Source organism: Streptosporangium sp. NPDC004631, from assembly GCF_053601935.1.
In genome coordinates this window covers 103,593-116,390 of sequence record NZ_JBSGCR010000004.1, presented here as the reverse complement: position 1 = coordinate 116,390, position 12,798 = coordinate 103,593, and the positions used below count along the sequence as shown (strand labels likewise).

The following is a 12,798-nucleotide window of genomic DNA, read 5'->3' as shown; positions in this document are numbered from 1 at the left end:
GCGTCTGAACTACCAAAAGGCACGCGACCGTCTTTTTCCGGCACGGTGTGGCGCTAATTGGGTAGGTGACGCGCGTGACAAGTGTGCAGGAGCGGATCGAAACGGTCCGTGAGTGGGGTAGAACGAAGATCACTTCGGAGCGGGTCAGGTGGCCCTGGTTCGATCATCTGATCAAGACCGCGCAGCGGTACCAGATCCAGTCAGGCGACCGGCTGGCCGGGGCGGTGACCTACTTCGCGTTCCTGTCGTTCTTCCCGATCATCGCGCTGGCCTTCGCGGTCTTCGGCTTCTTCCTGTCCGTACGGCCGGACGCCATCAGGACGCTGCAGCGGGCCATCGACCAGTCCCTGCCGGCCCTGGCCGACCAGCTTCCGATCCAGCAGATCGCCGACTCCCGGGCCAGCGCCGGGATCATCGGCCTGGTCGGCCTGCTCTACGCCGGGCTCGGCGCGATCGACGCCTTGCGCGACGCGCTCCGCGAGATGTTCATGACCACCGAGCCGCCGCTCAACTTCTTCCTGGCCAAGCTCCGTGACCTGGCGGCCCTGATCCTGGTGGGCATCACGATGACCGCCTCGGTGCTGATCGGCGGTTTCGCCACCCAGGCCGGCGCCGTCGCGGCCGAGTGGCTTGGCCTGTCCGGCTCGGCGCTCGGGCGAGGGTCGCTCTGGCTCGTCGGCCTGGCGGTCAGCCTGCTGGCCGACACGGTCGTCTTTGTGATCGTCCTGCGGTGGATGGGCCGTTCGAGACAGCCGTTACGGGTGCTGCTGCGCGGCGCGCTGCTCGGCGCGGCCGGCTTCGGCCTTCTCAAACAGCTCGCCGCGCTGATCCTGTCGGCCACGCTGAACAATCCCATCTACGGGGTGTTCGCGGTGATGGTCGGGCTGCTGATCTGGATCAACCTCTCGGTGCGGGTGGTCCTCTACGCGGCGGCCTGGACGGAGACCGCCACGCTCGGCCCGCCGCCGGAACCCACCCCCATCCCCACCACCGGGGTCCCCGGCGCCCCCCGATGACCCCCGCCGGAAGGCGCCCCCGCGGCTCTCGGGGCGGACCCCACCCCGCGGGGGGTTCCTCCGGCTCCGGGCGTGCGGCGCTCAGCTGACGGGCGTCTTCCTCCGGGACCGTCCGCGCAGGCCGTACAGCAGCCAGAGCACGCCGCCGAGCAGGCCCGCGCCGAGCACGTAGAACCCCACGGGGCGGGTCTCCCCGTCGCTTGGCGGTGCCTGCGGGGTGGTGGGCCGCGCTGTCGGGGGCGCGGCGGGGGCGGCCGTACGGGGGGCCGCCACCGGGAGCGGCTCCACCAGCCGGCCGACCGGGGTGACCCTGCCCCGGGCGCCGAAGCCCCAGTCGAGCAGGCCGGCGACCTCGTCCCAGAAGTAGCCGTCGTGCCGCATGATCGCCACGATGACCGTGTGGCCGTTCCGCCTGGCCGCGCCGACGAAGCTGCCCTGGGCCTTGGACGTCCAGCCGTTCTTGACGCCGATCATGCCCCGGTAGCGCCAGAGCAGCTTGTTGTGGTTGCCGATCTCGTAGTAGCCCTTGGGCGCGGGGAACCTTCCGGTCTTCGTGCGGGTGTAACGCTGGAAGTCGTTGTTGGCCAGCCCGGCGCGGGCGATCAGCGCCAGGTCGTAGGCCGAGCTGCTCTGGCCGGGCTTGTCCAGCCCACTCGGTGTCTTGGCCACCGTGTCGAACGCCTGCAGGCGTCTGGCCTCGGCGTTCATGTCCCGCAGGGTCTTGGCCAGGCCGCCGTTGGCCTCGGCCAGCGCCATCGCGCAGTCGTTCCCCGAGACCAGCAGCAACGCCTTGAAGAGGTCGTCCACGGTGTAGATCGGTCTGGAGACCAGGCCGACGGCGCTGCCCTCCTCGTTCACCGCGCGACTGCTCGGCCTGACCCTCATGGCCTTGTCGAGTTTCGGGATGAGGGTGAGCGCGGTCAGTGCCTTGAGGGTGCTCGCCGGGAGATAGCGCCCGTGAGGGTCCTTGGCGGCGAGCACCTCCCCCGTCTCCGCGTCGGCGATCACATAGGATCTCGCCGCCGTTTTCGGGGGAGGTTTGACCTCGGAGGGGGCCACCAGGCCCCGCCTGCCGAGCTCGGTGCCGCCGACGGGCCCGTTATCGGCGTGTGCGGGAACGCCCAGCAGGGCGTTCGCCGCCAGCAGCACCCCGACGGGTGCGACATGTCTCATCCCCATAATGATCACAGGGTAGCTTCGTGCTGATTCGTAGCACGTCACGACGCCCTGATCAGGGGCAGAATGGTGGGACGGAATACTGATGCTATGCAAATGTCGCGAAAGATGGCCGGATTCCTGGTCGGCGTCGCAGTTTTCATGATCTTCGAGTGGGTCACCCTCGGCTTCAACCTCGCCGACGGCCACCCGACGGCCTTCTACGTGGTGCACGGCGTTCTGATCGCCGTCAACATCGCCCTCGGGATCGTGCTCGGCGTGATCGGCCTACGCCGACTGGCAGAGCGCCCACAGGGTCCTCCGGTGTAGGGCCGCGGCCTCCTCGGCCGAGTCGCCGATGCTGGTGAAGCCGAGCTTGCCGTACTCCGGGAGCGCGCCGAGCAGGTGCAGCACGTTCCCGGTGCGGGTCTCGCGGTCGAAGCCGAGCCCCCCCTCGTTGACCATCTTCACGACCTCCGCGGGGGTACGGCCCAGCAGCGAACCGGCGGCGCAGTTGTCGGTCGCCACGTAGTACTTGGACCGGCCGTCGTGGACGAGCGTGCCCGTGCCGGGGTCGTAGGCGGCCTCGGTGGTGAGCAGCGCGGCGCCGAACGGGTGGGTGGTGCCGCCGATGCGCAGGTTGATCTCGCACAGCAGCGCGCGGTATCCGGCGTCGGTCTTGACGGCGAAGAAGTCCACGCCGAACAGTCCCACCACGCCCCGGGAGGCGAGGACCCGGGCGATTCGCCTGGTGCACTCTCCCACCTCCGCGCGGTACTCCGGGCGGGCGGGGAAGACGCACCCCTTGTAGACGTCGCCGTTCGGGCCGCCGAGAACCTGCTCGTGCGTGGCGACCACGTCGTAGGCGCCGCCGGGGGTGATCCTGGCCAGGGCGCTGGGGGAGTACAGCGGCCGGTCCTCGATGAACTCCTCGATCACCGCGCCCCGTTCGGCGATCTTCTCGGCGAACGTCGTCCAGGTCTCGTCCGCCGCGGAGAAGCTGGTGGGGCTCGCGGTGAGCGGCTGACCGTCCATGGTCACGACGGCGTTGCCCAGCCCGGAGTAGCTGTTGTTGAGCTTGACCATCAGCCGGGGGATGGGGCAGAGCGCGTGGGCGGCGTGCTCCACCTCGGTCAGCGAGCGCAGGTCGGCGAAGCCCCGGGCCATCGGCACCCCGGCCTCCTCGCCGATCATCCGCCCGCCGCTCTTGGACCCCAGGTGGGCGAGCGAGGTGGCCGGTCCGTAGACCGGCAGGTCGAGGAGCGCGGCGAGCCGCTCCTCGTGCTCGCTGACCACGAACGGCACCATCCAGGCGTCGGTGGTGGGGCCGAGTACCGCGCGGATCCGTGCGAGGGCGTCGGGCCGGTGCAGCAGCGACAGGGCGAGCGGGCCGGTGTGGGGATCGTCCAAACTGATCATATGTAGCCGCGAGCGGGCTTCGTCGGGGTCGTCGAGGAAACTCAGGTAGTAGTCCACGATCGCGGTGTCCACCGGCGTGGAGGAGAGGTAGACGACCTCGACGCCGGGTCGTCTGAGGGTGAGCAGGAGGAACAGCAGTCGCTCCTCGTAGCACAGGGCGCCGGTGATCCTGCGCAGCTCAGCCTGGGGGAGCGATAACGACGGGACGACCACTAAGGTCCCTTCGTTCGGTTCGAAGATGCTCAATCTGGATTGCTTCTCCCCGAACGGGATATTAATGATCATAAGCGGAGTGAAACATGCATTCCTCCTGTTTGCATCACTCCGTCTGGTTCGATGACCGGCACCTGAGGTCACGTAAATTGCCAGGTCGGCGATGTTTCAACGGAGCCTCTGCCTGGCACCCTTCCGGGGCGCAGCCCGGAGGAACCGTCCGGGGTGCCTAGCGCACGGATAGTCAATCCGGGCCATCGTCCCTGGTTCGAGTGGGTCAGGAGGCTCGCGAGCAGAGCATGGGACGACAAAACATTTGGTGGAGATGACGCCGAGGTGCTTCGGAGGAGGGATAAAGTCGATGACATCGTCAACACGCCGGCGGCCTCACAGTGGCCTTCCCTTCCGTGATGGCGGTTCATCAGTCCGCGTCGGTGTGGTCCTTGGCAACCACTCAGGGACACCGGTGCGGCGATCGCTTTTTCGGGGCTGCCCCATGGATCACGTGATTCCGGGCAGTGGCACGATGCGTCGACTTAAGGCTGCTGGCGCGGATAGGACGGTGACCAATGCGGGGGCGTAATCTCCGGGGAGAACTCGACGCGTTCCTCGCCGGATCTGAGCAGGATCTCATCGGCTTCCGCCGTGACCTGCACATGCATCCCGAGCTCGCGTTCGCCGAGTACCGGACGACGCAACGCGTCGCCGACCGGCTGACCGCGGCCGGGCTCGTGCCCTCGGTGCTGCCGCGCGGCACCGGCCTGATCTGCGAGGTCGGCAGCGGCGACGGGCCGACCGTGGCGCTGCGCGCCGACATCGACGCGCTGCCCGTGCCGGACGAGAAGGACGTGCCCTACAGCTCGACGGTCCCCGGCGTCTGCCATGCCTGCGGCCACGACGTGCACACCACGATCCTGCTCGGCACCTCGCTCTTCCTCGCCCGGCAGGCGGAGGCCGGGCTGCTGCCCGGCCGGGTCCGGCTGATCTTCCAGCCCGCCGAGGAGCTTCCCGGCGGGGCGTTGGAGGTCATGGCCGCCGGTGGCATCAACGGTGTCGACCGCATCTTCGGCCTGCACTGCGACCCCCGGCTGGACGTCGGCAAGGTCGGGCTCAAGGCCGGCCCGATCACCTCGGCCTGCGACAAGATCTTCATCCGGGTGAGCGGCCCCGGCGGGCACACCGCCCGGCCGCACCTCACCGCCGACCTGGTCTTCGCCCTCGCCAAGATCCTCACGGAGCTGCCCGCAGCGCTGTCGCGCCGGGTGGACCCGCGCTCGTCGCTGAGCCTGGTCTGGGGCCGGGTCGAGGCGGGATCGGTGGCCAACGCGATCCCGGACGAGGGGGTCGCCGAGGGCACCGTGCGCTGCCTGGACGAGCAGGCGTGGCACGCGGCCCCCGACATGATCAAGGGGCTGCTGGAGTCGGTCGCCGGCGCCTACGGCATCGAGGCCGACATGGACTACGTCCGCGGTGTGCCGCCGGTGGTCAACGACGAGGTCAGCGTGCAGATGCTGGCCGAGGCGGCCGGAGGCGTGCTGGAGGACGGCGCGGCCGAGCCGACCCAGCAGAGCCTGGGCGGTGAGGACTTCGGCTGGTACCTGGAGTCGATCCCCGGGGCCTTCGCCCGGCTGGGCACCCGCGTCCCGGGCTCGGCGCACCTCGCCGACATCCACCAGGGCACCTTCGACGTGGACGAGAGGTGCATCGCCGCCGGCGTGCGCTTCCTGGCGGCGACCGCGCTGACCGCCCTCTGGGAGGGACAGCGGCCCAGTGCCAACGAGCCGGTCGCGGGCATCGCGATGGCGTGACCGGCCCGGGGGGATGTCCGATTCGGTGGGTAATCAGGAGGAAGATCACCTTCGACGGTATTGCCGTACTGTGATGCTACCGTGACACCGGATGACGCTACCGATGGGTAGGATCGGCCGTCCCTGAGGGTCACGGGGCGGCGTGAGCTGCATAACGGACCTGTTGCGGACTGGTGCGCTGGTTTGGTCAAGCCAGGCCAAGCAACTATCTTCCGTGCAGGGTTGCCGTGCGTCTCTTCGCGCGTGCACTGAACGCGAAGGGAGTCCATCTTGCTTCAGAACCGATTCGGCAGGCTGGCCGCGACCGCACTGGCCGGCAGCATGCTCATGGGGGCTGCCGCGTGCGGTGGAAGCGAGGAGCCGGCCACGTCGGCCAAGCCGAGCGACGCCGCGAGCAGTGCCGCTCCCAAGGGGCCGAAGGTCGGCCTCGCCTACGACATCGGCGGCCGTGGCGACCAGTCGTTCAACGACGCCGCCGCCGCCGGGCTGGACAAGGCCAAGAGCGAGCTCGGCCTCACCGAGACCAAGGAGCTCGACGCCAGCAGCGGTGAGACCGAGGCGGCCAAGGAGGAGCGGCTCCGGCTGCTGGCCCAGGGCGGCTTCAACCCGATCGTCGCCATCGGCTTCGCCTACTCGGGCCCGCTGAAGAAGGTCGCCGCCGAGTTCCCCGAGGTGAAGTTCGCCATCGTGGACGACGCCGCGGCCACCGGATCCAACATCTCCAACCTCCTCTTCGCCGAGCACGAGGGGTCGTTCCTCGTCGGCGCCGCCGCGGCGCTGAAGACGAAGAAGGAGCACATCGGCTTCGTCGGCGGCGTCCAGGTGCCGCTGATCCAGAAGTTCCAGGCCGGGTTCGTCGCCGGGGCCAAGAAGGTCAGGGCCGACGTCCAGATCGACGTCAAGTACCTCACCCAGCCGCCGGACTTCAGCGGCTTCACCGACCCGGCCAAGGGCAAGACCGCGGCCGAGGGCATGTTCGACGCGGGCGCCGACGTGGTCTACCACGCCGCGGGCGGCTCCGGCGGCGGCGTGTTCGAGGCGGCGAAGGCCGCCAAGGGCCTGGCCATCGGCGTCGACTCCGACCAGGCCAAGACCGCGGCCCCCGCCGTGCAGAGCGTCGTCATGACCTCCATGATCAAGAAGGTCGACGTCGCCGTCTTCGACTTCCTCAAGAGCTTCACCTCCGGTTCGGTGAAGGCCGGCAGCACGGTGTACGACCTCAAGGCCGGCGGCGTCGACTACTCCACCACCGGTGGCCAGATCGACGACATCAAGACCAAGCTCGACGAGTACAAGCAGAAGATCATCTCCGGCGAGATCGTCGTACCGGACAAGACCTCCTGACCTGGTACTAATAAGGGGCCCGGTGGACATTTCCCCGGGCCCTTTGGTCAACTCTCAGCATCACCTTCGGTAACCATGGCCATCCGCACGGAGGGGGCCGTCATCAGCACCTCGACACCGGCCGTCGAACTTGAGGGGATCACGAAACGGTTCCCCGGCGTCGTGGCCAACCGCGACATCTCCCTGTCCGTCCAGCAGGGGCACGTGCACGCCGTCGTCGGTGAGAACGGCGCGGGCAAGTCCACCCTCATGAAGATCCTGTACGGCATGCAGCGCCCCGACGAGGGCGAGATCCGCGTCAACGGCAAGCCCGTGACCCTCCGCTCCCCGGCGGACGCGATCGCGGTGGGCATCGGAATGGTTCACCAGCACTTCATGCTGGCCGACAACCTGACCGTGCTGGAGAACGTGATCCTCGGAAGTGAGCCCCGCACCGGCGGGATCGCCATCGACTTCGGCGCCGCCAGGATGAGGATCGGACGGATCTCCGACTCCTACGGCCTCGACATCGACCCCGACGCCACGGTGGAGGACCTGGGGGTCGGCGCCCGGCAGCGGGTCGAGATCCTCAAGGTCCTCTACCGGGGCGCCCGGATCCTCATCCTGGACGAGCCGACCGCCGTACTGGTGCCGCACGAGGTGGACGAGCTCTTCGACAACCTGCGCGAACTGGTCCGCGAGGGTCTGACGATCATCTTCATCTCCCACAAGCTGGACGAGGTGCTCTCGGTCGCCGACGCCATCACCGTCATCCGGCGCGGCACCACCGTGGCCTGCGTGAGCCCCAAGGACGTGACCGCCAGGCAGCTGGCCGAGCTGATGGTCGGCAGCGAGCTGCCCAGCCCCGAGACCCGCGAGTCCACCGTCACCGACGTGGTGGAGCTGTCGGTGCGGAACCTGACGGTCCGCGCCGAGGACGGCCGGACCGTCGTGGAGGACGTCGGCTTCGACATCCACCGGGGCGAGGTGCTCGGCATCGCCGGTGTCGAGGGCAACGGCCAGGCCGAACTGGTCCAGGCCCTCATGGGCATGCGCCCGGCCGAGGGCCAGATCGTCCTCGGTGGCCAGGACATCTCCTCCTGGCCGACGCTCCGCCGTCGCGAGGCCGGCGTCGGCTACATCCCCGAGGACCGGCAGCGGCACGGCCTGCTGCTGGAGGCGCCGCTCTGGGAGAACCGGATCCTCGGCCACCAGACACGGCCGCCGAACGTCAAAGGCCCCTGGATCGACCGCGCGGGGGCCCGCGAGGACACCCGGCGCATCGTCGAGGAGTACGACGTCCGCACGCCCGGCATCGACGTGGACGCCGCCGCCCTGTCCGGCGGCAACCAGCAGAAGCTGATCGTCGGCCGGGAGATGAGCGGCGACCCGGTCTTCCTGATCGCCTCCCACCCCACGCGGGGCGTGGACGTCGGGGCCCAAGCCGCGATCTGGGACCACCTGCGCGCCGCCCGCGCCGCGGGCCTGGCCGTACTGCTGATCTCGGCCGACCTGGACGAGCTCATCGGTCTGTCGGACACGCTGAAGGTGATCCTGCGCGGTCGCGTCGTGGCGGACGTGGACCCGCTGACGGTGACCCCCGAGCAGCTCGGCTCGGCCATGACGGGTGCTGGAGAGGCCGCATGAACATCCACGGAGCGCACGTGCCGGCCGGGGAGATCGCATGAGCCCCGCGACGTCGACCTTCGCCGACCGGCTGCTCGGCCGGGTCAGGCTCGACGGCCTGCTCTCGCTGGCCGCGCCCATCCTCGCCATCGTGTTCGCCGGACTGATCACCTCGGTCGTCCTGCTGCTCACGGACGCGCCCCCGCTGGAGACACTGGGGATCATGGCCGACTACGGCGTGCAGCCGCGCTCCATCGTGCTGACGCTGAACTCCGCGACCACCTTCTACCTGTCGGCGCTGGCGGTGGCGATCGGGTTCCGGATGAACCTGTTCAACATCGGCGTCGACGGCCAGTACCGCCTCGCGGCGCTCGTCGCGGCGGCCGTGGGCGGCGCGATCGTCCTGCCCGCCCCGCTGCACATCGCCCTGATCGTCGTCGTCGCCATGCTGGTCGGCGCGGGCTGGGCGGCCGTCGCCGGACTGCTCAAGGTCCGGCGCGGTGTCAGCGAGGTCATCTCCACCATCATGCTGAACGCCATCGCCACCGCGCTCGGCGCCTGGCTGCTCAACAAGGAGCGCCTGGCGGTCGAGGTCTCGGGGAGCAACAACATCGGCACCAGACCGCTCGGGCCGTCCGCACAGGTGCCGGGGCTGGCGATCGTCCCCGGGACCGAGGCCAAGGTGTTCGGTCTCGTCGTCCTGGCGGTCGTCATGGGCATCATGTATCACGTGCTGCTCAACCGGACCCGTTTCGGCTTCGACCTGCGCGCCACCGGGCGTTCGGAGTCGGCGGCCGTGGCCAGCGGCGTCAACGTCAAACGGATGGTCCTCATCGCGATGACCCTGTCCGGCGCGATGGCGGGCCTGGTCGGCATGCCGCAGCTGCTCGGCGCCTCCTACAGCTACAGCCTGGACTTCCCCACCGGGCTCGGCTTCACCGGCATCGCGATCGCGCTGCTCGGCCGGAACAACCCCGTCGGCATCGCCTTCGGCGCCCTGCTCTGGGCATTCCTCGACACCTCGTCGAGCATCCTGCAGCTGCACGACATCTCCCCGGAGATCGTCATGATCATGCAGGGCACGATCGTGCTCTCGGTGATCGTCGCCTACGAGCTGGTCCACCGTTATCAGGTCTCGGCCGGTCAGCGCCGGGTGAGCAGGGAACTGGAAAGCGGAGCCCCGGCTCAGGCTGAAGGAGCGTCGGCATGAGCGAGGGCGGTCTCACCGTGACGGAGGCTCCGGTCAAGCGGCCGGAGCGGGCCCGGAGACTCCGGGTCACCTGGCGGGTCCTGCTGCTCGCCTTCGGCGGGCTGGTCCTGCTGCTGTCGTTCACCCGGGTCGTCACCGGCGCCGTCGACCTCACCTCGGCGGGGGCGATCAACGCCGCCGTCGCGCTGGCGGTCCCGATCGGCCTGGCCGGTCTCGGCGGCCTCTGGTCCGAGCGGGCCGGCGTGGTCAACATCGGCCTCGAAGGCATGATGGTCCTGGGCACCTGGTTCGGCGCCTGGGGCGCGCTCCACTTCGGCAACCCCTGGGCCGGTGTGGTCGCCGGTGCGATCGGCGGGGCCCTCGGCGGCCTGCTGCACGCGATCGCCACCGTGACGTTCGGCGTGGACCACATCATCTCCGGTGTCGCGATCAACATCCTGGGACTGGGCGTCACCCAGTTCCTGTCCAAGGTCACCTTCGCCCGGATGCCGGGCGGAGGCGACGCCCAGTCGCCCCCCGTTCCCAAGCCGGAGACCGTGAGCCTGCCGTGGGCCGGAGAGTGGCTGGCCACGCTGGAGACCGGTCGCTGGTATCTCGTCTCCGACGTGGCGGGCATGCTGCGGGGCCTGATCACCAACGTCTCGCTCCTCACCGTCCTGGCGATCCTGCTGGTCCCGCTGACCTACTTCGTGCTCTGGCGGACGGCGTTCGGCCTGCGGCTGCGCTCCTGCGGCGAGCGCCCGGTGGCGGCGGAGTCGCTGGGCGTCAACGTCTACTACTACAAGTACGTCGCGGTGCTCGTCTCCGGTGCCCTGGCGGGGCTCGGCGGCGCGTTCCTGTCGCTGGTGGCCGCCAGCGCCTACCGCGAGGGGCAGACCGGCGGCCGGGGTTTCATCGGCCTGGCCGCCATGATCTTCGGCAACTGGCGTCCCGGCGGACTGGCCGCCGGTGCGACGCTGTTCGGCTACACCGACGCCCTCCAGCTCCGCCGGGGCGGCGAGTCGGTGCACGCGCTGCTGCTGGTGGTGGCGGTCCTCATCGCCGCCGCCGCGGTCTACCAGCTCGTCGCGCAGAACCGCCTCAGGGCCGCGCTGATCAGCGGGGGCGCGGCGATCGCCGTGTTCACGGTGTTCACGCTGACCGACAGCGTCCCGTCGGAGTTCACCTCGGTCGCCCCGCACATCACCACGCTGCTGGTGCTGTCGCTGGCCGCCCAGCGGCTCCGCCCGCCCGCGGCCGACGGCCTGCCGTACCGCAGGGGGCAGGCGAAGTGACGCCGGTGCGAGACGCCGCGGGCGAGCCGGCGGCGATCCGTCCACGAGTGGAGCGAGCATGAACATCGGGGAGAACGTCGACTGGGCCGCGCTGCGGGCACAGGCCGTACGGGCCATGGGCAACGCCTACGCCCCCTACTCCAAGTTTCCGGTCGGCGCCGCCGCGCTGGTGGACGACGGGCGGATCGTCTCCGGCTGCAACGTGGAGAACGCCTCCTACGGCGTCGGGCTCTGCGCCGAGTGCGGGCTGGTCTCCGAGCTCCAGGCCACGGGCGGCGGCCGGCTGGTCGCGTTCACCTGCGTGGACGGGCACGAGGAGCTGATCATGCCGTGCGGCCGGTGCCGCCAGCTGCTGTTCGAGTTCGGCGGTGCCGGACTGCTCGTGGAGACCGTGGACGGCCCCAGGCCGATGGGGGAGCTCCTGCCGTACGCCTTCGGGCCCGACGACCTGAGCCGGGGGGCCTGACCATGGACGCGATCGACGTCATCGTCACCAAGCGCGACGGTCGCGAGCTGTCCGACGGGCAGATCGACTGGGTGATCGACGCCTACACCGGGGGCGTCGTCGCCGACGAGCAGATGGCCGCCCTGGCGATGGCGATCCTGCTCAACGGGATGAACCGGCGGGAGATCGCCCGGTGGACCCAGGCCATGATCCGATCCGGGGCCCGGATGGACTGGTCGGCGCTGCCCGGCCGGACCACCGACAAGCACTCCACCGGCGGTGTCGGCGACAAGATCACGCTGCCGCTGGCCCCGCTGGTCGCAGCGTGCGGGGGCTACGTGCCCCAGCTCTCCGGCCGGGGTCTCGGGCACACCGGGGGCACGCTGGACAAGCTGGAGTCCATCCCCGGCTGGCGGGCCTCGCTCTCCAACGACGAGATGCTCGACGTGCTCGGCAGGGCCGGGGCGGTCATCTGCGCCGCGGGGGACGGGCTGGCCCCGGCCGACAAGAAGCTGTACGCGCTGCGCGACGTCACCGGAACCGTCGAGTCGATCCCGCTGATCGCCTCCTCGATCATGTCGAAGAAGATCGCGGAGGGCACCGGGGCGCTGGTGCTGGACGTGAAGGTCGGCTCGGGCGCCTTCATGAAGACCGTGGAGCGGGCCCGCGAGCTCGCCACCACGATGGTCGAGCTGGGCACCGACGCAGGTGTCACGACCGTCGCGCTGCTCACCGCGATGGACCGGCCGCTCGGCCGGGCCGTGGGCAACGCGCTGGAGGTGGCCGAGTCGGTGGAGGTGCTCGCCGGTGGCGGCCCCGCCGACGTGGTCGAGCTGACCGTACGGCTGGCCCGCGAGATGCTCCAGGCCGCCGGTGTGTCCGGGGGCAGGGATCCGGAGCGGGCGCTCCAGGACGGTTCGGCGATGGACGCCTGGCGCCGCATGATCAGTGCGCAGGGCGGCGACCCGGACGCCCCGCTCCCGAGGGCCGCCGAGACCATGGAGCTCACCGTGCCCTCGTCCGGCGTGCTGACCAGGCTCGACGCCTATGCCGTGGGCCTGGCCGCCTGGCGGCTCGGCGCGGGCCGGGAGCGCAAGGAGGCCCCGGTCTCCTTCGGCGCGGGTGTCACGCTGCACGCCAGGCCGGGCGACCTCGTCAGGGAGGGGCAGCCGCTGATGACCCTGCACGCCGACGAGACCTTCCGCTTCGAGCGGGCGCTCGCCGCCCTGGAGGGCGGCTACGCCGTCGGCGCGGCCGCCGACCCCGGCCTGCTGCCGCTGGTGATCGACCGCGTCACCGCCTGACGGTC

At 70.1% G+C, this 12,798-nt stretch carries 11 protein-coding genes; 9 read left to right on the top strand and 2 right to left on the bottom strand.

Annotated features, from left to right (window positions below):
- Nucleotides 1-74 precede the first annotated feature (74 nt).
- A complete protein-coding gene (locus ACWEF2_RS05405) occupies nucleotides 75-1,016 on the top strand; it encodes a YihY/virulence factor BrkB family protein (protein WP_453812156.1) in 942 nt (313 codons plus the stop codon).
- An 81-nt stretch (nucleotides 1,017-1,097) separates the two neighbouring features.
- Here ACWEF2_RS05405 and ACWEF2_RS05400 read toward each other — a convergent pair whose 3' ends face one another.
- Entirely contained in the window at nucleotides 1,098-2,189 is a 1,092-nt protein-coding gene (locus ACWEF2_RS05400; protein WP_453812154.1) for a D-alanyl-D-alanine carboxypeptidase family protein, read from the bottom strand.
- A 93-nt stretch (nucleotides 2,190-2,282) separates the two neighbouring features.
- Between ACWEF2_RS05400 and ACWEF2_RS05395 the strand changes: the two genes are divergently transcribed.
- Nucleotides 2,283-2,501, top strand: coding sequence for an SCO4848 family membrane protein (locus ACWEF2_RS05395; protein ID WP_453812152.1), 219 nt, complete (start codon nucleotides 2,283-2,285; stop codon nucleotides 2,499-2,501).
- Here the strand turns inward: ACWEF2_RS05395 and ACWEF2_RS05390 are convergent.
- A complete protein-coding gene (locus tag ACWEF2_RS05390; RefSeq protein ID WP_453812150.1) occupies nucleotides 2,460-3,803 on the bottom strand; it encodes a peptide ligase PGM1-related protein in 1,344 nt (447 codons plus the stop codon). The genes ACWEF2_RS05395 and ACWEF2_RS05390 overlap by 42 nt on opposite strands.
- A gap of 569 nt (nucleotides 3,804-4,372) precedes the next feature.
- Between ACWEF2_RS05390 and ACWEF2_RS05385 the strand changes: the two genes are divergently transcribed.
- From ACWEF2_RS05385 to ACWEF2_RS05355, 7 genes are all read left to right on the top strand, one after another.
- The gene (locus tag ACWEF2_RS05385) at nucleotides 4,373-5,611 is read left to right on the top strand and encodes an amidohydrolase (protein WP_355591628.1); all 1,239 of its coding nucleotides are present in this window, start codon (nucleotides 4,373-4,375) and stop codon (nucleotides 5,609-5,611) included.
- 270 nt (nucleotides 5,612-5,881) lie between these two features.
- Nucleotides 5,882-6,955, top strand: a complete 1,074-nt coding sequence (locus ACWEF2_RS05380; RefSeq protein ID WP_453812148.1) for a BMP family lipoprotein — start codon at nucleotides 5,882-5,884, stop codon at nucleotides 6,953-6,955.
- A 75-nt stretch (nucleotides 6,956-7,030) separates the two neighbouring features.
- Nucleotides 7,031-8,581 (top strand): ABC transporter ATP-binding protein, encoded by a 1,551-nt coding sequence (locus tag ACWEF2_RS05375; protein WP_453812146.1) that lies wholly within the window; start codon nucleotides 7,031-7,033, stop codon nucleotides 8,579-8,581.
- 37 nt (nucleotides 8,582-8,618) lie between these two features.
- Complete coding sequence (locus ACWEF2_RS05370) at nucleotides 8,619-9,770, top strand: ABC transporter permease (RefSeq protein WP_453812144.1); 1,152 nt, start codon at nucleotides 8,619-8,621, stop codon at nucleotides 9,768-9,770.
- Nucleotides 9,767-11,044: an ABC transporter permease gene (locus ACWEF2_RS05365; RefSeq protein WP_453812142.1), complete on the top strand. Its 1,278-nt coding sequence runs from the start codon at nucleotides 9,767-9,769 to the stop codon at nucleotides 11,042-11,044. The genes ACWEF2_RS05370 and ACWEF2_RS05365 overlap by 4 nt, the downstream gene beginning before the upstream one ends.
- Nucleotides 11,045-11,102: 58 nt before the next feature.
- Nucleotides 11,103-11,510 carry a cytidine deaminase gene (locus ACWEF2_RS05360; RefSeq protein ID WP_453812140.1) on the top strand — a complete coding sequence of 136 codons (408 nt, stop codon included), beginning with the start codon at nucleotides 11,103-11,105 and terminating at the stop codon, nucleotides 11,508-11,510.
- A 2-nt stretch (nucleotides 11,511-11,512) separates the two neighbouring features.
- On the top strand, nucleotides 11,513-12,793 hold the full coding sequence (locus tag ACWEF2_RS05355) for a thymidine phosphorylase (RefSeq protein WP_453812138.1): 1,281 nt from the start codon (nucleotides 11,513-11,515) through the stop codon (nucleotides 12,791-12,793).
- Nucleotides 12,794-12,798 lie beyond the last annotated feature (5 nt).

Excerpts from the sequence above, each read along its gene's own strand:
- ACWEF2_RS05365 (WP_453812142.1), top strand. The coding sequence starts at position 9,767 with ATGAGCGAGGGCGGTCTCACCGTGACGGAGGCTCCGGTCAAGCGGCCG.
- ACWEF2_RS05355 (WP_453812138.1), top strand. The coding sequence starts at position 11,513 with ATGGACGCGATCGACGTCATCGTCACCAAGCGCGACGGTCGCGAGCTG.
- ACWEF2_RS05360 (WP_453812140.1), top strand. The coding sequence starts at position 11,103 with ATGAACATCGGGGAGAACGTCGACTGGGCCGCGCTGCGGGCACAGGCC.
- ACWEF2_RS05395 (WP_453812152.1), top strand. The coding sequence starts at position 2,283 with ATGCAAATGTCGCGAAAGATGGCCGGATTCCTGGTCGGCGTCGCAGTT.
- ACWEF2_RS05400 (WP_453812154.1), bottom strand. The coding sequence starts at position 2,189 with ATGAGACATGTCGCACCCGTCGGGGTGCTGCTGGCGGCGAACGCCCTG.
- ACWEF2_RS05385 (WP_355591628.1), top strand. The coding sequence starts at position 4,373 with ATGCGGGGGCGTAATCTCCGGGGAGAACTCGACGCGTTCCTCGCCGGA.
- ACWEF2_RS05370 (WP_453812144.1), top strand. The coding sequence starts at position 8,619 with ATGAGCCCCGCGACGTCGACCTTCGCCGACCGGCTGCTCGGCCGGGTC.
- ACWEF2_RS05375 (WP_453812146.1), top strand. The coding sequence starts at position 7,031 with ATGGCCATCCGCACGGAGGGGGCCGTCATCAGCACCTCGACACCGGCC.